The organism is Mesorhizobium sp. M1396 (assembly GCF_040317725.1).
GTDB lineage: Bacteria > Pseudomonadota > Alphaproteobacteria > Rhizobiales > Rhizobiaceae > Mesorhizobium.
Window position 1 is genome coordinate 134,395 of record NZ_JAMYLA010000010.1, and the last position, 17,869, is coordinate 152,263.

15 protein-coding genes are annotated in these 17,869 nt (G+C 62.1%); 10 read left to right on the forward strand and 5 right to left on the reverse strand.

Annotated elements, in window-relative coordinates; translation table 11 throughout:
- Positions 1 to 4: 4 nt before the first annotated feature.
- The 5 genes from NKH02_RS08980 to amaB all read left to right on the forward strand — a co-directional run bounded on the left by NKH02_RS08980 (position 5) and on the right by amaB (position 5,607).
- Positions 5 to 937, forward strand: coding sequence for a glycosyltransferase family 2 protein (locus tag NKH02_RS08980; RefSeq protein ID WP_352878011.1), 933 nt, complete (start codon positions 5 to 7; stop codon positions 935 to 937).
- 110 nt (positions 938 to 1,047) lie between these two features.
- Entirely contained in the window at positions 1,048 to 2,154 is a 1,107-nt protein-coding gene (locus NKH02_RS08985) for a DNA topoisomerase IB (RefSeq protein WP_352878014.1), read from the forward strand.
- Positions 2,155 to 2,262: 108 nt separating this feature from the next.
- Entirely contained in the window at positions 2,263 to 2,637 is a 375-nt protein-coding gene (locus NKH02_RS08990) for a YciI family protein (RefSeq protein ID WP_352863452.1), read from the forward strand.
- On the forward strand, positions 2,634 to 3,908 hold the full coding sequence (locus NKH02_RS08995) for an RNA polymerase sigma factor (protein ID WP_352863454.1): 1,275 nt from the start codon (positions 2,634 to 2,636) through the stop codon (positions 3,906 to 3,908). The genes NKH02_RS08990 and NKH02_RS08995 overlap by 4 nt, the downstream gene beginning before the upstream one ends.
- A 184-nt stretch (positions 3,909 to 4,092) precedes the next feature.
- On the forward strand, positions 4,093 to 5,607 hold the full coding sequence (amaB, locus tag NKH02_RS09000; RefSeq protein ID WP_352878016.1) for an L-piperidine-6-carboxylate dehydrogenase: 1,515 nt from the start codon (positions 4,093 to 4,095) through the stop codon (positions 5,605 to 5,607).
- A 245-nt stretch (positions 5,608 to 5,852) separates the two neighbouring features.
- Here the strand turns inward: amaB and NKH02_RS09005 are convergent, their stop codons facing one another.
- The 4 genes from NKH02_RS09005 to NKH02_RS09020 all read right to left on the reverse strand — a co-directional run bounded on the left by NKH02_RS09005 (position 5,853) and on the right by NKH02_RS09020 (position 9,950).
- Positions 5,853 to 6,716, reverse strand: coding sequence for a hypothetical protein (locus NKH02_RS09005; RefSeq protein WP_352878019.1), 864 nt, complete (start codon positions 6,714 to 6,716; stop codon positions 5,853 to 5,855).
- Positions 6,717 to 7,088: 372 nt separating this feature from the next.
- Positions 7,089 to 7,421, reverse strand: coding sequence for a hypothetical protein (locus tag NKH02_RS09010; protein WP_352878022.1), 333 nt, complete (start codon positions 7,419 to 7,421; stop codon positions 7,089 to 7,091).
- A gap of 63 nt (positions 7,422 to 7,484) precedes the next feature.
- Entirely contained in the window at positions 7,485 to 8,339 is an 855-nt protein-coding gene (locus NKH02_RS09015) for an endonuclease/exonuclease/phosphatase family protein (RefSeq protein WP_352878025.1), read from the reverse strand.
- 147 nt (positions 8,340 to 8,486) lie between these two features.
- Positions 8,487 to 9,950, reverse strand: coding sequence for a phospholipase D-like domain-containing protein (locus tag NKH02_RS09020; RefSeq protein ID WP_352863463.1), 1,464 nt, complete (start codon positions 9,948 to 9,950; stop codon positions 8,487 to 8,489).
- 508 nt (positions 9,951 to 10,458) lie between these two features.
- Here NKH02_RS09020 and NKH02_RS09025 point away from each other — a divergent pair.
- Genes NKH02_RS09025 through NKH02_RS09040 form a run of 4 tightly spaced genes read left to right on the forward strand, consistent with a single transcriptional unit; the run spans position 10,459 to position 16,042 of the window.
- Positions 10,459 to 11,907: a TolC family protein gene (locus tag NKH02_RS09025; RefSeq protein ID WP_352863465.1), complete on the forward strand. Its 1,449-nt coding sequence runs from the start codon at positions 10,459 to 10,461 to the stop codon at positions 11,905 to 11,907.
- Between the two features lie 39 nt (positions 11,908 to 11,946).
- Complete coding sequence (locus NKH02_RS09030) at positions 11,947 to 14,079, forward strand: type I secretion system permease/ATPase (protein ID WP_352878027.1); 2,133 nt, start codon at positions 11,947 to 11,949, stop codon at positions 14,077 to 14,079.
- Between the two features lie 42 nt (positions 14,080 to 14,121).
- On the forward strand, positions 14,122 to 15,411 hold the full coding sequence (locus tag NKH02_RS09035; RefSeq protein ID WP_352863469.1) for an HlyD family type I secretion periplasmic adaptor subunit: 1,290 nt from the start codon (positions 14,122 to 14,124) through the stop codon (positions 15,409 to 15,411).
- Positions 15,401 to 16,042 carry a ribbon-helix-helix domain-containing protein gene (locus NKH02_RS09040; protein WP_352878030.1) on the forward strand — a complete coding sequence of 214 codons (642 nt, stop codon included), beginning with the start codon at positions 15,401 to 15,403 and terminating at the stop codon, positions 16,040 to 16,042. The genes NKH02_RS09035 and NKH02_RS09040 overlap by 11 nt, the downstream gene beginning before the upstream one ends.
- Before the next feature lie 26 nt (positions 16,043 to 16,068).
- Here NKH02_RS09040 and NKH02_RS09045 read toward each other — a convergent pair whose 3' ends face one another.
- Positions 16,069 to 17,007, reverse strand: a complete 939-nt coding sequence (locus tag NKH02_RS09045; protein WP_352878033.1) for a transglutaminase-like cysteine peptidase — start codon at positions 17,005 to 17,007, stop codon at positions 16,069 to 16,071.
- A 324-nt stretch (positions 17,008 to 17,331) separates the two neighbouring features.
- Here NKH02_RS09045 and NKH02_RS09050 point away from each other — a divergent pair, with 324 nt between their 5' ends.
- Positions 17,332 to 17,796, forward strand: a complete 465-nt coding sequence (locus tag NKH02_RS09050; protein WP_352878036.1) for a hypothetical protein — start codon at positions 17,332 to 17,334, stop codon at positions 17,794 to 17,796.
- Positions 17,797 to 17,869: the final 73 nt, after the last annotated feature.

A 17,869-nucleotide genomic window follows, 5' to 3' on the forward strand; every position in this document is an offset into this window, starting at 1 on the left:
AAGAGTGATCAGCGTCGTTATTCCTGCCCACAATGCGGCGGCGACCATCGGGGCGACGCTGGCTTCTCTTCGCAGCGAGGCCGAAATCATCGGCGAGATACTGCTGGTCGACGACGCATCGACGGACGACACGGCAGCCGTTGCGCGGCAGTTCGCGGCGGAACTATCGTTGCCGTTGCATGTGCTGCCCGCCAGTTGCCGCGATGCCGGCGGAACCCGCAATGTGGCGCTGGCGGAGGTGCTCCATCCCTGGGTATACCTGATCGATGCCGACGACCTGCATCTGCGAGGCGGATTGCGCTCGCTGCTCCGGAAGGCGCAGGAGCAGCCGGAAGCCGATATGATCGTGGGCGCCTACCGGCGACGGGTGAACGGCCAGGATCGACAGATCAAGGTGCCAAACGGCTATCAGGCCGCGTGCCTGGCAAACGCTGCCGCCTATGTGAAAGGCGACATACGGTCGGTCGCCGTGGGCAGCGTTCTGGCATCCCGAGCCCTGATCGGCGAGACGAGATTCCCGGTCGGATTGGCTTATGACGAGGACACGCTGTTTTGGGCGCGGCTGATGAGCAAGGCATCGCTGGCCATGGTTTCGCAACCCGTCATGGTCTATGAGGTTTCGCCGGTGCGTTCCGACGACCGCTTTGCGATTAACCCGGTACGGCGCTTCCTGGATTGGCGCCGACAATTGCGCACGCTTACCGACTGCAGCATTCCGATGTCGGCGCTCAAGGCCAGGGAAGGGCTTGTCGCCCTCAAGATCGCCCGGGTCCATTATGCACGCGGCGATCTGGACACCACGGCGCGCTTCCTGGCGGTGGCCGCGGCCGCACCAAAGCGTCGCTCGGAAGCCTGGCGCTGCCTGCGCTACAGGTTCAAGCTTGCGGCGCGGCGGCGCTTGTCACCGCCGTCGATCCAGTTGCAAGGCGCCCTGTAGGCGCCAGTTCCGCCGGGACCGACACTATACAGGCGCACAGTCTTTTCAGGCGGCGTGTGGAACCAGCAATCGGCCAGTGGCTTATCTACCGATATTTGCGCGGAGCTGACATGCTGCAGAAATCCGGATTGTCGCACAGCCGGTCGGCTGACGAAGACGCTGTGCCGAAAAATCGCGCGCCGAAGAACGGGTCGCAAAGCTCGGCCGATCATGCGTCGCTTACCTATGTCAGTGACGCCGAGCCGGGTATCCGGCGGCTGAAGACAGGCAAGGGGTTTTCCTACAAGGGGCCGGATGGGCGGCCCGTTGCGGATGCTACCAGGGCGCGTATCGAGGCAATCGTCATTCCGCCGGCCTGGACGGATGTGTGGATTTCGCCCGACGCCGACGGCCATATCCAGGCAACGGGCAGGGACCTGCGCGGACGCAAGCAATACCGCTACCATCCGCAATGGGCCGAAGAACGCGACGGCGACAAATATTCGAGCCTCATCGCCTTTGCCGAAAGCCTGCCGGACCTGCGGCGCAGGATCGACAGCGATCTGCGCCATACTGGTCTGCCGCTCGAGCGTGTCGTCGCCGCGGTCGTCTGGCTGCTGGACAACACGATGATCCGGGTCGGCAATGCCGCCTACGCCCGCGACAACAAGAGTTTCGGGCTGACCACGTTGCGTGACCGCCATGTCGATATCGTCGGTTCAAGCCTGCGGTTTGCCTTCAAGGGCAAGTCCGGCAAGGAGTGGAAGCTGAAGCTGATCGATCGCCGCATCGCTGGAATCGTGCGCGGCGCGCAGGATCTGCCGGGCCAGCAACTGTTCCAGTATCTCGATGAGGACGGCGGCAGGCGGCCGGTCCGCTCCGAGGACGTCAACCGCTATATCCGCGAGGCTGCCGGCGATGCGTTCAGCTCGAAGCATTTCCGCACGTGGGGCGGCACCATCCACGCCGCGTCGCTGTTTGCACAGACGGAATTGCCGGAAAGCCAGGCGCTGCAAAAACGGGTGATGAACAGCGTCATCGACAAGGTTGCCGAGCGGCTGGGCAACACACGTGCCGTCTGCCGCAAATGCTACATCCATCCGCAGGTCTTCGAAGCATGGTCAGAGGGGCAATTGCTGGACGAAATGGCGCGGGCCAGCAAGCGCAAGCGCTCGATCGATGGTCTGGACGACGAGGAAGCTCTCGTGCTGCGATGGCTGAAGATACGCGAGAGCTGACCGGGAGCGACGGAGCGTCGCCAAATCCGCAGCATCGGGATTTTTTTATCGACGCCGTGTCGGGATCGGTCTTACTGTTTCGTCCTTTGACAGAGAAAAGGACCAAGCATGCTCTACGCAATCCTCTGCTATGCTTCCGAAGATGTCGTCTGCTCCTGGAGCAAGGAACAGGACGACGAGGTCATGGCCAATCTCCTCGACGTCCAGGACAAGTATGCCAAAGCCGGCCGGCTAGGTCCGGTGGCAAGGCTTTTGCCGACGACCGCCGCGACGACGCTGAGGAGGGTCAAGGGCGAAGCGGTCGTCATCGATGGTCCGTTCGCCGAGACCAAGGAACAATTCCTCGGCTTCTACACGCTCGAATGCGCCGATCTCGACGAGGCCGTGGAATTCGCTCGCGAACTTTCCGAGGTCAATCCGAGCGGCGGCTCCTACGAGATCCGGCCGGTCTCGGTCTTCAACCGCAACAAGGTCCCGGCATGACCGAACTCGCCTGGATCAGCTCCGCGATCAGCGCCGCCCGTCCGCAGGCGATGGGCGCGCTGCTGCGTTATTTCCGCGACCTCGATACGGCGGAAGAAGCTTTCCAGGATGCGTGCCTCAGGGCCATCAAGAACTGGCCGCAGAACGGGCCGCCGCGTGATCCCGCGGCGTGGTTGATCTTTGTCGGCCGCAACAGCGGCATCGATGCGGTGCGCAAACGCGCCAAGCAGGCGCCGATGCCGGAGGAAGACCAGATCTCGGACCTGGAAGATGCCGAGAGCGATATCGCCGAGCGGCTGGACGGAGCGCATTACCGCGATGACATCCTTCGGCTGCTGTTCATCTGCTGCCATCCCGACCTGCCGGCAACGCAGCAGATCGCGGTGGCGCTGCGGATTGTCTCGGGCCTCACCGTCAAGCAGATCGCACGCGCCTTCCTGGTCGGCGAAAGCGCCATGGAGCAGCGCATCACCCGCGCCAAGGCGCGCATTGCCGACGCTGGCGTGCCGTTCGAGACGCCGGGCGCGGTCGAGCGGTCGGAACGGCTCGCCGCTGTCGCCGCCATGGTCTACCTGATCTTCAACGAAGGCTATTCGACCAATAGCGGCGAGGCGCCGGCCCGTGCGCCGCTGTGCGAAGAGGCGATCCGGCTGGCACGGCTGTTGCTGCGGCTGTTCCAGACCGAGCCGGAGATCATGGGGCTGACGGCGCTGCTGCTTCTGCAGCACGCGCGCGCACCGGCCCGTTTCGACGATGGCGGCGAGATCGTGCTGCTCGAGGATCAGGATCGCAGCCTGTGGAGCCGCAAGATGATCGATGAGGGGCTGGCACTGGTCGACAAGGCGCTGCGCCATCGCAAGCCCGGCCCCTATCAGGTGCAGGCGGCTATTGCCGCACTGCATGCGCGGGCTGAAAAGGCCGAGGACACCGACTGGAACGAGATCGACCTGCTCTACCGACTGCTCGAGCAGATGCAGCCATCACCGGTGATCACGCTCAACCGGGCCGTCGCGGTCTCGAAGGTGCGTGGTCCGGCAGAGGCGCTCGCCATGATCGAGCCGCTGGAAGAACGGCTTTCCGGCTATTTCCATTTCTTCGGCCTCAAGGGCGGCCTCCTGATGCAGCTTGACCGGGGGGAGGAGGCGCGCGTCGCCTTCGACCGGGCCATCGCGCTTGCCAATACGGCGGCGGAAGCCGCCCATATCCGCATGCATATCGACCGGCTGATGAAGGACGGTGTCGTTCGCGCACCGACACAAAAGGCAAACTGAGCGCCGTCTGCATGTCTGGCTCAATCGTGTCGCCCGGGCTTGGACCATGCCGGGGTGGCGATTCTTCCCCGAAACGAGTAATGCCACGCCATGACTGTGCCCGAAGTGCTGACCGGCACGCGGGCGACATTGCGCGAGCATTGGTTCAACGCCATCTGATGGCGGTGGATCTGAAAGGGACAAAATGACGATAGCGAAGGAAACGATCGAGCTTCTGGCGAAACTGGGTGTGGCCGAGGGCGCGCTTACGGGCGGCGATCTAATCGTGCGCAGCCCGGTGACGGGCGAGCAGATCGCGGCGCTGAAGACGATCTCGCCCGCCGATGCAGCCAAGACCATCGATGCCGCGCACAAGGCCTTCCAGGCCTGGCGGATGGTGCCGGGGCCCAGGCGCGGCGAACTGGTGCGGCTGCTCGGCGAGGAACTGCGCGCGCATAAGGCCGAGCTTGGCCGGCTGGTCTCGATCGAGGTCGGCAAGATCCCGTCCGAGGGGCTCGGCGAAGTGCAGGAAATGATCGACATCTGCGATTTCGCCGTCGGCCTCTCCCGGCAGTTGTACGGCCTGACCATCGCCACCGAGCGTCCGGGCCATCGCATGATGGAAACCTGGCATCCACTCGGCGTCGTCGGCGTCATTTCCGCCTTCAATTTCCCGGTCGCTGTGTGGTCGTGGAACGCAGCACTGGCGCTCGTCTGCGGCGATGCTGTCGTGTGGAAGCCGTCGGAAAAGACACCGCTGACCGCACTTGCCTGCGAGGCTATCTTCAAACGTGCGGTCAAGCGTTTCGGCGCGGACGCGCCGCAGGGCCTGGCGCCGGTGCTGATCGGCGACCGTGCCGTCGGCGAGATCCTGGTCGATCACCCCAAAGTGCCGCTGGTTTCGGCTACCGGCTCGACCCGCATGGGCCGCGACGTCGGCCCGCGCCTGGCCAAGCGCTTTGCGCGCGCGGTGCTGGAGCTTGGCGGCAACAATGCCGGCATCGTCTGCCCGACAGCCGATCTCGACATGGCGCTGCGCGCGATTGCCTTTGGTGCGATGGGCACGGCGGGCCAGCGCTGCACGACGCTGCGGCGCCTGTTCGTGCATGACAGCGTCTACGACGCCCTGGTCCCACGTCTCAAGAAGGCTTTCGAGAGCGTCTCGGTCGGCAATCCGCTGGAGACCTCTTCGCTGGTCGGGCCGCTGATCGACAAGGCGGCCTTCGACGCCATGCAGAAGGCGCTGAAGGAAGCCGCCGCTCACGGTGGCAAGGTGACCGGCGGCGCAAGGGTCGAGAATGGTCACCCGAATGCCTATTACGTGCATCCGGCGCTCGTCGAAATGCCCAGGCAGGTCGCCCCGGTCACGGAAGAGACCTTCGCGCCGATCCTCTATGTGATGAAATATTCGGATTTCGACGCCGTACTCGACGAGCACAATGCGGTGGGCGCCGGCCTGTCGTCGTCGATCTTCACCCGCGACCTGCAGGAATCCGAGCGTTTCCTCGGTGTCGACGGCTCGGACTGCGGCATCGCCAATGTCAACATCGGCACCTCGGGCGCCGAGATCGGCGGCGCCTTTGGCGGCGAAAAGGAAACCGGCGGCGGCCGCGAGAGCGGCTCCGATGCGTGGAAGGCCTATATGCGGCGCGCCACCAACACGGTGAATTATTCCAAGGCGCTGCCGCTCGCCCAGGGCGTCTCGTTCGATATCGACTGACGGGGGGCCGGGGGTTGGGCATCGGCAGCGTTTGTGCCGGCAGCTTTCACGATAGGAATTTTTTCTTGACTTCGTGACCTCAGCTAGGGTACATATTCGTTCATGGTGCCTATTTGCGCCAGTGACCCGCCGCGCAGGCGGGTTTTTTCGTTTTCGTCAGCCAACGCGCCGGCGAAGGCTGCGAAGGAACCCGTTAACCCGAGTTCGTTGCCCTGGGCATCTCCGCCACGGGGATGCCCAACCGCTCAGTTGCCTGTCGGCTGGCCAAAAGCGGCGTCGAAAGCCGCATCGACGATGGACAGCTTGACGGCCTGGACGGTCATGTACTCCTGGTAGAAGGTGTTCGACACCCACATCACCGAATGGCCGCGCTGGCCGAGCCAGCCGATGCTGCCGAGATTCTCGGCAGCGCGCAGCTTGCGGGCAAGGTGAGTGCGCGACAGCTTGAGCCATTTGGCGAAATCGCCGATCGAAACCACGCTCGTCGCAATCCGCTCCAGGCCGGCATGATCGGGGTCGATGCCCGACATCAGCCAGTCCATGACGATGCCGCCATTGTTGAGCCAGATGAACAGGGAAAAGGTCTGGTTGGGTTCGCGCACCGGTGTGGAGGCAAGCAGGCCGTCCGCCACCAGGGGCTGCAGCTTGGCAACCATCTCGGGGTGCTCGATGAACCTGGCCAAGCGGTCATCGCCGTCGAGGCGATCCAGCGTCCGCAAATGGGCAAGGACCCAGCCGGTAAAAGTTTGCACGGTTGCCGCCGTCGGCTGCAAGGGGTGCGTACGGCCGTCGCCACCCGACACATACTCGGCAATATGGTAGTGCAGCATCTCCTTGATGAAAGCGTCCGCCGTGTTGCGGCTGGCCACCGCGTGCTGGTGCACGAATTCGATGAAACGCGATACCGTCAGCTCCTTGCGGCGGTCGTGCGGGTCGCGCCTGAAATGCATGGCAAGGCCGACATGGCCCATCAGCCAACGCTGCTGCGTGGCGAAAATCGAAGCCAGCCGCGGGCTGTCTTGATAAATCTGGATCAGGGCCAGCGACTGCTCCTGAACGCAGCGATGCAACGCCGGATGGCCGGCAATGTCTTCCAACTTCAGCGCCATCTCCTGGTGTTCCAGCTCAACTCCAAAGCGAGTTGCGCTCCAAATTTTTCAGCCTTCGGCAGCTGTGTCCAGAGGGTATCAAATAGCGAGGTTAGGCCCTGTCCGTGTAGCGACCGGTTCATGACGCCCGCGCCCCGAAAAGTTGCCGGAGGCGCCGTGCGATCATTGCGGCGTGCGATCAGCCGTTTGGCTGAGCAAACCCTGCTATGCGCCACCGCCCGTAGCGGCGAGAACCGGCAGGCCGAGAGGCATCATTCGACGCCTGGCAGGGCCGCCGACTTCGGGTGGTAGCGCAATTTCGTCAGCATTGCTCTTACGGGGCCGAGCCGGCCTAGCTTTGTCGCAAGCCGGCTTATACGGAGCAAGCTCAGATTAGCCGCAGACGCGGACCTGCTCGATCACCCTGTGGTGATGGCGCCAGTGCTTGACCAGTTCGATATGGCAGCGATGACGCCGGTGGTGGCGGCGATACTCGCCATCGTTATAGTCGCCATATTGCACGTTCTCGTCGTCATCATACTGGTTGTCGTAAATACGCCGGTCATAATGGCGGCGAACGACGATCTCGCCATTGTCGAACTGATCATCCGGTGAATACTGGTCGCCGTCGTCGGACTGGATAATCACGCTTTCGGCTTGCGTGGGTGCCACGACTGCCGCTGTAGCGGCGAATGCCAATACGGAAGCTAAAATCAATTTTTTCATCCGGTCCTCCTGCGAATTCAAGACATATCAACTCGTGGAAGAACCGCGCGTTCCACAGAAAATCTACACGCTTTGCGACGCCTGGGACATCAAACCGTTATCGGCGTCGGCCATGCGCTCCAGTTGGACAAAGGCCGTCAACGGCAGATGGTCGGATGCAACCCGCGAAAGCGGCGTGTCATGCGCGTCGACGGCGGCAATCATGCCGCGCCTGTTGGCCATGATGCGGTCGAGCGCCAGCAGCGGCAGGTTTGAGGGGAATGTGGGGACCGCCGGCGGCTGCGGGCCGAACGTCGCATGCAGCGTGTTGAGCGCGGAGCGGTTGCCGAGGCGCCATTCGTTGAGGTCGCCGAGCAGCAAGGTCGGCGTTTCGTCCGGGCTGTTCATCAGGTCGAGCACGACACGTGCCTGTTGGGAGCGCGAGCGGCGCAGCAGGCCAAGATGGGCGGCGATGATGCGCAGCGTCCGGCTTCCATCGAGGTCGATCTCCGCCACCACCGCGCCGCGCGGCTCCAGTCCCGGGAGCTTGATCTGATGCACGTCACGAACGACGCCCTTCTTGAACAGCAAGACATTGCCATGCCAGCCATGGCCCTTGCCGGTCGCGGAAATCGGCACCGGAACCAGGCCGGTTTCCCGCTCGAGCCGGGCCAGGTCGAGAAGCCCAACACGGTCGCCGAAGCGGTTGTCGGCTTCCTGCAAGGCAATGACATCCGGATCGATTTCGCGGATGACGCGGATGGTCCGCTCCGGGTCGAACTTCCTGTCGACGCCGATGCATTTGTGGACATTGTAGGAGGCAACCAGCGTGCCGGTGGTGGCCGTCGTCTTGTGTGCAGCGGCGTTTGCCTTCTGCATCCGGCGGTCACGGATGGATAAAAGCATACTTGCCGGGAGGCTGCGTCCGGTCATGCGCATCGTGTGCCTACCATGGCCGCTGCTTTCACCATGCACCCCAAATAGAATCTTTCAGTCTATGTTCCATGATTGGCATCAAACTATCCGTCTAACACGTCGTTTTGTTGAAGATGGGGTGAACTCATCCAAAGATAAGGCTAAACCCATCTAGAGATAAGGCGAACCGAGCCAAAGGGCCCGGTCGAACAATCTGATAAGAAACGGCCGGGCCCGCAACGCTTCCAGCGTGACCGGTACGGCCGTTTCGAGCGCCGACCGGATGCGCGCTTCGATCTCGCTGGCAAAGCCAGCGTCGAGGATCTCGAGGTCGATCTCAAAATTCAGCCGCAGCGACCGGGCGTCGAGATTGGACGAGCCGACATAGGCCCACACGCCGTCGATCGAAAGCAGCTTCGAATGGTCGAAAGGCCCCTCCGTGCGCCAGACGCGGCAATAGTGTTTCAGCACCTGGTCGAATTGCGCCGTCATCGCGCGGTCGACCAGGAAAAGGTTGTTCACAGCCGGCACGACGATGTCGATTTCGACACCTCGCCTGCCCGCGGTTATCAGCGCACTGATCAGTTCGCGGTCCGGCAGGAAATAAGGCGACATCAGGCGGATCGACTTGCGGGCGACGGAGAAGGCACCGATCAGCAGTTTGTGGTTGGTTTCGTTGCTGGCGTCCGGGCCGGACGCCACGGCCCGCACCAGCATCGGCACGCCGGGCGACGGCGACAGCGGGGCAATTCGCCAGTCATCACCCTTCAGCGCTTCGTTGGTGGCGAAACGCCAGTCCTCGGCGGCAATCGAGAAGAGGTCGGTGACGACCGGACCGGTCACCCGGAAATGCGTGTCCCTGGCGCTGTTGGAACCGGCAAACTCGGCGGAGAAGCCCTTGCGGATGTTCATGCCGCCGGTGAAGGCGACCATGCCGTCGACCACGAGGATCTTCCTGTGGGTCCTGAGATTGGCGTAGGGCAGGCGCAGGCCCATGACGATGTTGCCGTTGAAGACATCGGCGGGAATGTTGGCCTCGCGTAGATGCCCAAGGATGCTCGGTACGGAGTAGCGGGCGCCGACGGCGTCGATCAGCACGCGGACGGTGACGCCGCGCCGGACGGCGCCGGCCAGCGCTTCGACGAAGAGCAGGCCGACGGCATCATTGTCGAAAATATAGGTCTCAAGCAGGATGCCGCGCTCAGCGCCATCGATCGCCGCGCACATAGCGGCATAGGCCTCGTCGCCGGTCTCCAGCACCTCTATGGCATTTCCCGGCGTGAGTGCGCGCCGCGCCACCCTGTCGCCCAGTGTTCTCAAGCCGGTGAATCGCGGCCCGTATCGCTCGACGATCAGGGCCTCTTCGGCGGCGATGTCGCGCTCATGCTTGGCGGACACCGGGTCGCCGGCAAGCGGACGCTGCGCGGTGATCGTGGCACGACGGATGCGGTTGATACCGGCGACGGCATAGATCAGCACGCCGAGGATCGGCGACAGCACCATCACGCCGACCCAGCCGGTAGCGGCGCGGACATCCTCCTTGGTCATGACGGCGTGAACGATGCCGACGGTCGCCATCACCACGGAGATGACCGCGAGAATTTGGGGCCAGTGAGTCGCCAGGGTCTCCAACATGGCCGAGACTATCCAGCGAGCGATTGCAGAAGGCAATGCGGCCGGTCTCCCGGCCTGACCGCGGCGTTCGACCGTATGGTTGCGTTAAGCGCGCGTTGAGAGGAAGCGGGTCAGTCCGCGACCAATGGGCGTTTTCCGGAGCAGGGTCGCCGCCGATGACCTAATTCTCGACGCGGCACCTCGTGGAACCGTCCGAAATAGCGATCCGACCGCGGCTTCGGCCGCCAATAGCCAGTGTGATTCTGGCTGCATCGGCCAGCGGGCGTTCGTTTTCTTGTGCTTTCCCACACGTGGCGGCGTCAGGGTACAACCGCAGCGGGTCGATATCTATGTGCCATTTTTGCTACATCCCGCGGCTCTTCTGATCTGAATCGCCTTTTTAGTGGCAGCTAAACCAATAATCGCTCACAGATTTCATGAATCTGTGAATAATCCATCGACGGACAGGCCTTGGCTTGGCTATAGCGCTCAAGAATAGGGGCGCTGGGGAAACGTTAGGGTGGGTTTTATGAACACGACAAGCATGTCGACCATAGGCAAGCGCCTTGGTCTTTTGATGGCGGCCACCATGCTGACCTGCGGGGGCGCTCATGCGCTCACGCTCAAGGAGGCGATGGCCGTCGCGGTGGAATCCAATCCCGAGATTGGACAGGCAATCGAAAACCGCGAAGCAATCGAGTTCGAGTTGCGGCAGGCCAAGGGCCTCTATCTTCCCAGTGTCGATGTCGAGGCATCGGCCGGCGTTCGCCGGCTCGACAATCCATCCCGGCGCTCGCTTTCCATCGAAGACGACGCGCTCTATCCGGCTGAAACGGATCTTACCGTTTCGCAGACGCTTTATGACAGCGGCGCAAGGCGGGCCGAATTGAACCGTCAGGCATCGCGCGTCGACGGCGCTTCATTCCGTGTGCTGGAACGGTCCGAATTCATCGGGCTGTCCGTTGTCCAGGACTATCTGGAGTACATGCTGCAGGCTTCGATCGTTGTCGAAGCGAAGAAAAATCTCGGCTTCCACCAGGGCATTCTCGGCGACATCCGGCAAGGCATCTCGGGCGGCGCGCTGAACGAGGCCGACCGGCAACAGGCCGAGGAACGGCTGTTCGCCGCCAAGGCGCGCATGCAGGAGGCGACCGAGGAACTGGAAGCGGCCAAGATCCGCTTCTTCAAGACCGTCGGAAAGCCACTGACCAGTCCTTCGAGGCCGGGCGATGTTTCGGCCGCGCTCCCGCGCTCGCTTGACGAAGCAATAGGGTTGGCGCGGGAAAGCAATCCGCGCGTGCACATGGCCAACAGCGACATCGACGCGGCGGCTTCCCTCGTGGATGCCGCGCGGGCAAAATTTGGCCCCTCCATCATCGCTGAAGGTCGCGCCCGGGCGGGAGCCGACATTGACGGCGACGATGGCGACACCACCGACCTGCAGGCGCGTGTGGTCCTGCGCTGGAATCTCTATCGCGGTGGTATCGACAAGGCCAACGAGCAGGAGCAGATCCGCCGCACAAGCGAACAGCGTCTGGCCTTGCATCAGGTCCAGCGCGAAATCGAGGAGGCCGTTCGCACGTCATGGGATCGCCGTTTCCGGCAAGCCGATCTGGCAAAGACCCTGAGGCAGCAAGCCGCCGCCAGTGAGAAGCTGGTCGCTTCCTATCGCGAGCAGTTCAAAGTCGGACAGCGTTCGCTGCTCGACGTGCTGGATGCGCAGAATACGCGGTTCAACACCGCAACGCTGGCTGATACCTCGTCCTATGCATCGCTGTTTGCCCAGTACCGGCTTCTGGCTGCGACCGGACAGTTGCTGAAAACGATGAACCTTCAGCCGGCGAAACAAGCGACGGCCTATGCGCGAACGGAGTTTGCGGCACCGGAAACCGCGGACACTGAAACCTATGCGCGGACGCCGTCGGAGCAGAAGAACGACCTGCCTTTCGACATCCTCGCCCCGGTGAGGAAGAAATAAGACGACGCAAGGTCCAGCGAGAGTCCCGACGGGCAGATCGTGAACCAGCAACCAAACATTCTCTCCCCCAAGGAGGCGTTCAAGGCCTGCTTCTCAGCCGTTGCCGGATATCTCGGCAGGCCGAGCGCGGAGACGGTGCTGTTTGCCGGCGTGCCGCTCTCGGACACGCGAATTGAAGTCGACGACATCCGGCACCTTGCCGAGCGTATCGGCATGGAAGTCACCGAGTTCAGCCACCGCGACTTTCTCAGGGGCCGCATCGACCTGCCCGCCATCGTCTTTCGCGTCAGCCAGTTGCCGGTTGCCCTGCTCGCTCAAACCGAAGACGGTGGCTATATCACCGCGCCCCAGGAAGACGGCCGCACCGCGATCGGCAGATCGGAACTCGCCGCCAGCTATATCAGCGGCGGAGCGTCCTTCTCGATCACCTATGCCAACGCCGCCGAGGGCATGTCGGTCGGCTCGGCAGCCAAGATCGAGCGAAGACACTGGCTTACCGGAACGATGGGCGCTTTCTGGCGCACCTATTCGAAGGTCGTTCTGGCGGCGGTGTTCATCAACGTCCTGGCCATAGCCTCGCCCATCTTCACGATGAACGTCTACGACAGGATCCTGCCGAACAAGGCAGTATCGACACTGTGGGTTCTGGCGATCGGCATTGGCGCCGTCATCCTGTTCGATCTGCTTTTGAAGACGGCCAGGGCTTCCCTCATCGATTATGCCGGGCGCAAGGCGGATCTTCGGATATCCTATCTTCTGTTCGAGAAAGTGCTGAACTCGTCGCTGTCGGCGCGTCCCGGTTCGACCGGCGAATACGCAAACAGGGTCACCCAATATGAGTTCGTCAGGGAGTTCTTCACCTCGAATACCATCAGCGTGTTCATCGACACGGCATTCGTCTTCGTCTTTCTCCTTGTCATCTATGCGATAGGCGGCTGGCTGGTGATCATACCGGCGCTGGCCTTCGTGCTGTCGGTCATCGTCGGCTTGATCACCCAGCGCCGCATCGGCAAGCGCGTCGCCGCCTCGATGAACGAAGCTTCGCAACGCCAGGCCCTGCTGGTCGAATCCATCTCCACGCTGGAGACCATCAAGTCACTGCGCGCCGAGGCGTATCTGCTGCGAAAATGGGGAGAGCACTCCAAGAACGCCGCCAACACATCCGAGAAGATCAAGCAACTTTCGGCGGCCGCGGGCAACATAACCCAGTCCATACAACAGCTGGTGACCGTCGCCCTGGTCGTGGCTGGCGCTTATGCCTTCTCGGAAGGGCATGTTTCGACAGGAGCAATCATAGGGACGGTGATGCTGGCGAGCAGGGCCGTGGCTCCGCTCGGCCAGATCGCCATCACGCTGTCCAGGTTCCGCCAGGCCATGCTCTCGTTGAGAATGGTGAACTCGATCATGGCTCAGCCGGAAGACAGACCGGACACGGTGGGGTTCGTCAACCGCCCCATTCGCAACGGGGCGATGGTGTTCAGAAACGTAGGGTTCGTCTATCCCGGCACGGAAAACGAGGTTTTGACCGGCCTGAATTTCTCGGTGAAGCCGGGTGAACGGATCGGCATCATCGGCCGCATAGGATCGGGAAAGACGACGATGGGTCGGCTGATCGGCCGGCTTTTCCTGCCGACCTCCGGCGAGTTGCTGCTGGATGGGATCGATATTCGCCAGTATCACCCGTCCGAGGTTCGCGCCGCGGTCGGCATCGTTGCGCAGGCTGGCGACCTGTTCTCGGGCACGATCAAGGAAAACCTCCTGATGGCATGCCCCGAGGCTAGCGATGAGCAGATCATCGAAGCCGCGAAGGCCGCCGGCGTCGACGAGTTCGTCTCGCGCCACCCGCGCGGCTACGACATGAATGTCGGCGAGCGCGGCACCAATCTTTCCGGCGGCCAGAGGCAGACGGTGGCGATCGCGCGCCTGCTTTTGACCAAACCGAAAATCGTCTTTCTGGATGAACCATCGGGCTCGATGGATCTCGCATCGGAACGCCAGTTGATAAAGCAACTCAAAGTCGCCTTTGACCGCGACACGACGCTGATCGTCTCCACACATCGCTTCAGCATGCTTGAACTGGCCGACCGCCTGATCGTTATCGAGCGGGGCAAGATCGTTGCCGACGGACCGAAGGACCAAGTCATACAGGCGTTGCAGAAAACAAGCGCCTGATAAAACAAATAGTAATGCATACAATGCGTTGGGGCGTGGGAAATGCTTGCCAGGGAAGATCGACCGCCGCTCTTTGCGTCGGCGTCCATATTCATCATAGGAGCGCTCTTTGTCGTTTTTGTCGCCTGGGCATCCTTTGCCGAAGTCGATGAGATCGCACGCGGCGACGGCAAGGTCATACCCGCTTCCAAGACCCAGATCATTCAGGCGAGTGAAGCCGGTGTCGTTCAGGAGATCGCCGTGACGATCGGCCAGATCGTCAAGAAGAACGATCTCATCATCCGCCTGGACAACACGCTCAACACGTCCAGTCTGGGCGAGCAGCAGGCCAAGGCGCGCGCGCTGGAAGTGCGCATAGCAAGGCTGAAATACGAACAGGGCGGCAATCTCTCGGGCCCATTTCCGTGTCCCCAGGACATTCAGTCGATCGCTCCGCAAATCTGCGACAACGAACAGAAGCTGCTCATCGCCCGACGCGGGAATTTCGACAACAAGCTATCCGTGCTCAAGTCGCGCCTCGATCAGCGCGAGAAGGAACTGGCCGAGGCGATCGCCAATTCCGACCGTCTGACCAAGAACCTGGCCGTCAGCGACCAGGAGGCAAAACTGGTCGACGCGATGGTCAAGAAAGGCCTGATGGCAAGGACCGAGCAGCTCCGGGTAGAGCGCGAACAGACCGAACTCAACGGTCAGTTGAACCTGGCGGGCGAGACCATCAAGAAGGGCAAGGCGGCGATCACGGAAGCCCAGCTTCAGGTCGAAGAACTCGGCCTGCAACTGCAGCAGGAGGCATTGGACGACCTCACCCAGGCGCTGGCGGACCTTTCAGTGGTGGATGAAACCATAAGGGGGGCGACCGACAAGGTGGCGCGCACCGATATCCGGTCTCCGGTGGACGGCATCGTCAACACGCTGGAGCTGAACACGGTCGGCGCCTTCGTCCAGCCTGGGGCCGTCGTGGCCGGCATCGTGCCAACCTCCGAGACTTTGCTGGTGGAGGCGCGGGTCTCGCCACGGGATGTCGCCTTCATCCGCCCCGACCAGGAAGCGCTTATCAAAGTCACCGCCTATGATTTCTCGATCTTCGGCGGCATCGAAGGCAAGGTCTCGAACATCACGGCCGACAGCCTGGTCGATCAGAAGACAGGGGAACCCTATTATCAGGTGCGCGTGTCGACGGACAAATCGACACTTCAGAGAGACGGCAAGGCCTATTCGATCATCCCCGGCATGATCTGTTCAGTCGACATCAAGACCGGGCGCAAGACGATCCTGCACTATCTCCTGAAGCCGATCAACAAGGCGCGTGAGGAGGCGATGAGTGAGCGGTAGCGCCAGCCTTCATCATGCCGATGGCGAGCGGCTGCTTCCCGCGGTCACGGCCGAGGATTTTGGGCTGGAATTTCGGGTCGTGGCGCGTGGCGGCATACGGCGCGGCATCCGTTTGGAACGGGCATTCTGGGTCTCGCTGAAACAGATGGCCGAACGCAGGAAATGCACGATCGGCATGCTCATCGACGAGATCGCCGAAAGCCAGGCACAGACAGGCAATCTGACATCCGCGATCCGCGTGGCCTGCATGCGTGGATTGGCGGACGAAAACCTGACGTTGCGAAGGCTTGCGTCGATCAATACCATCAACGCCATACTGATCGCTTGCCCGTCACCGGCCTTTGCCTTGGCGTCGTCGAAGAAGATCCTGACGTTCAACGCGCCGTTCCAGCAGCTGGTCAAGCGTCAACTGCCGATCGCTCCGAGCGATGATGCGCGCAACGACCTCAAGCTGGCGCTGGACCTCAATGTGGCGGATATCTTCGCGCGCCTCGATGCCAATGGCGAAACGCCGGTGGCCACCGGCTTTGTCATCGGCGCCGGTGAGCGTCGATACCGGGGTCAGTTGAATGCGGTGCGGGCCCCGGTGCTCGAGCCGGAATTGCTGATGGCGTTCGTCTTCGGCGGGTGAATACACCGCAAGATCTTGGTGGAAACCTATGGCTGAAAACCTTCGCCAGGCGCGACGGTGGCGAAACCGCCCTTGATGTCGGCCATCTGGGCTCCGCCCGGTCTGGAGCCGTGGATCCAGGCCCGGTCCGTGCTGAACGAATAGAGCGGAACGTAGTCCGGGAGATCGCTGTCGCGCACAACGGTGTTGCTGAGACTGTCGAGAATGAAGGTGCCGCTGCCCGTGCTCACCGACAGCACCGCGTGAAAGAAGCCTCGCTTGCGGTCCTGGAGAACGACCAGCGCCATGCTTCGCGTCGGGATGCCGGCCCTCAGCAGGGCCGTCATCTTGAGGATGGCGAAATCCTCGCAGTCGCCGGCCCGCCGTTCGAGAATTTCCGACGGCGTCGCCCAATAGTCGAGCTTGCCGTAGACGACGCTGTCTTTCCTGTAGGCGATCAGGCGATTTACGCTGCTGTTGACGAAGGACAGTTTCTCGCTGAAGCCCTTGCCTTGGGCGGCGGAGACCATTCCGGCAAAAGCCGCGCTCTTGCGCTCGCAGTCGCTGCCCGCCGAGCAGGCGGTGATTGCCCGGTAGACCGGTGCCCAGCGCGCCGCGACGGGAAAGTTGCGCATCGACAAGGCAACCGAACCGAATACGCCCGGGATGATCGACGCCGTCTGCACCGGATCTATCCCGGCTCGCGCCATGGACGGGCTGTCGCCATGATCGGCAACCGCCGGGCCATAGCTGCCGAACATCATGCCGATCCGGTAAGGGGCAGCAAGCTGCCAGGGCTGAGACCTCGCCAGCGACACGCCGCCGAGGCAGGGCGGCGTCTGGACCCTTTCCAGGGGCGCGCCGGGTGCGGCGGCATCGCTGGAAACGGCGTTCGCGAATGATGGCCCTGCCAGGCCGACAAGCCCGATCGCCAGCAGGAGCACCTTGAGCCCGGTTTTTCCCAGAGCTGAGTTTTCTTTTTTCATGACGCCCACCTTTGACTGTGGACGCTACCAATCTTGTCTCAAATTATTGGAAAGGAAGGTAGATAACTTTCCCCCAAATCACTTCATCTGTTTTGTGTAAAATTTTATACAAATTTATACTTCTATTTACCAAAGAATCGCGGCTCGCCTCCATCCTTTCGACTCCCGCGAACCGCAATATATATCAGGTTATATTGTTGTAGTTTACCACGTATAAAAAATGCCGAATCATGCATATCGGAATATATGAAATAGATTGCAGGGCTGTTGCAAAGCAGAGGTGGCCACTGTCTCTTTCCGGGAAATGACGGAGGGGTTTCAGCAATGACCACCAATATCGATTTGGACAGCTTTTCGGGTTCCATGGACGAGCATTCCGCGTCCGGTGAACACAACAGTCAGACATCGCCGGCAGAGATGCGGGTCGCACAAGCGACGCAGCAGCCCGCACCGGCAGCGTCCGAACCGGTGCCGGTCGATGTCGGCGGAGCGCCCGTCAAGCCGGAAGCGCCCGCGACGGCAAACGCACCCGCGGCTCCGCACGAATATGTGGCTGACGCTGGCAACGTCGTAAAACTTCCGCCCGACGTTTCCATCGACAACATCAAGGTCGACGGCAACAACCTTGTGCTCGAACAGGCCGACGGCTCGGTGATCGTGATCAAGGACGGCGCCTTGCACGTGCCGACCTTCATCATTGGCGACGTCGAGGTGCCGCGCGTTGCCTTGCTGGCAGCGCTGGAAGCAAGCCATGTCGACGTCGCCATACGCCCCCACGGGTCCAAATAGGCCCGCCCCGGCCGGTGGCATTAAAGCCCGGGCCGCGCCAAAAGCGGCCCCCCCCGCGCGCTCGGCCCCCCGG

Excerpts from the sequence above, each read along its gene's own strand:
- NKH02_RS08995 (WP_352863454.1), top strand. The coding sequence starts at position 2,634 with ATGACCGAACTCGCCTGGATCAGCTCCGCGATCAGCGCCGCCCGTCCG.
- NKH02_RS09050 (WP_352878036.1), top strand. The coding sequence starts at position 17,332 with ATGACCACCAATATCGATTTGGACAGCTTTTCGGGTTCCATGGACGAG.
- NKH02_RS09025 (WP_352863465.1), top strand. The coding sequence starts at position 10,459 with ATGAACACGACAAGCATGTCGACCATAGGCAAGCGCCTTGGTCTTTTG.
- NKH02_RS08990 (WP_352863452.1), top strand. The coding sequence starts at position 2,263 with ATGCTCTACGCAATCCTCTGCTATGCTTCCGAAGATGTCGTCTGCTCC.
- NKH02_RS09035 (WP_352863469.1), top strand. The coding sequence starts at position 14,122 with ATGCTTGCCAGGGAAGATCGACCGCCGCTCTTTGCGTCGGCGTCCATA.
- NKH02_RS09045 (WP_352878033.1), bottom strand. The coding sequence starts at position 17,007 with ATGAAAAAAGAAAACTCAGCTCTGGGAAAAACCGGGCTCAAGGTGCTC.
- NKH02_RS08985 (WP_352878014.1), top strand. The coding sequence starts at position 1,048 with ATGCTGCAGAAATCCGGATTGTCGCACAGCCGGTCGGCTGACGAAGAC.
- NKH02_RS09020 (WP_352863463.1), bottom strand. The coding sequence starts at position 9,950 with ATGTTGGAGACCCTGGCGACTCACTGGCCCCAAATTCTCGCGGTCATC.
- NKH02_RS09015 (WP_352878025.1), bottom strand. The coding sequence starts at position 8,339 with ATGCGCATGACCGGACGCAGCCTCCCGGCAAGTATGCTTTTATCCATC.
- NKH02_RS09010 (WP_352878022.1), bottom strand. The coding sequence starts at position 7,421 with ATGAAAAAATTGATTTTAGCTTCCGTATTGGCATTCGCCGCTACAGCG.
- amaB (WP_352878016.1), top strand. The coding sequence starts at position 4,093 with ATGACGATAGCGAAGGAAACGATCGAGCTTCTGGCGAAACTGGGTGTG.
- NKH02_RS09005 (WP_352878019.1), bottom strand. The coding sequence starts at position 6,716 with ATGGCGCTGAAGTTGGAAGACATTGCCGGCCATCCGGCGTTGCATCGC.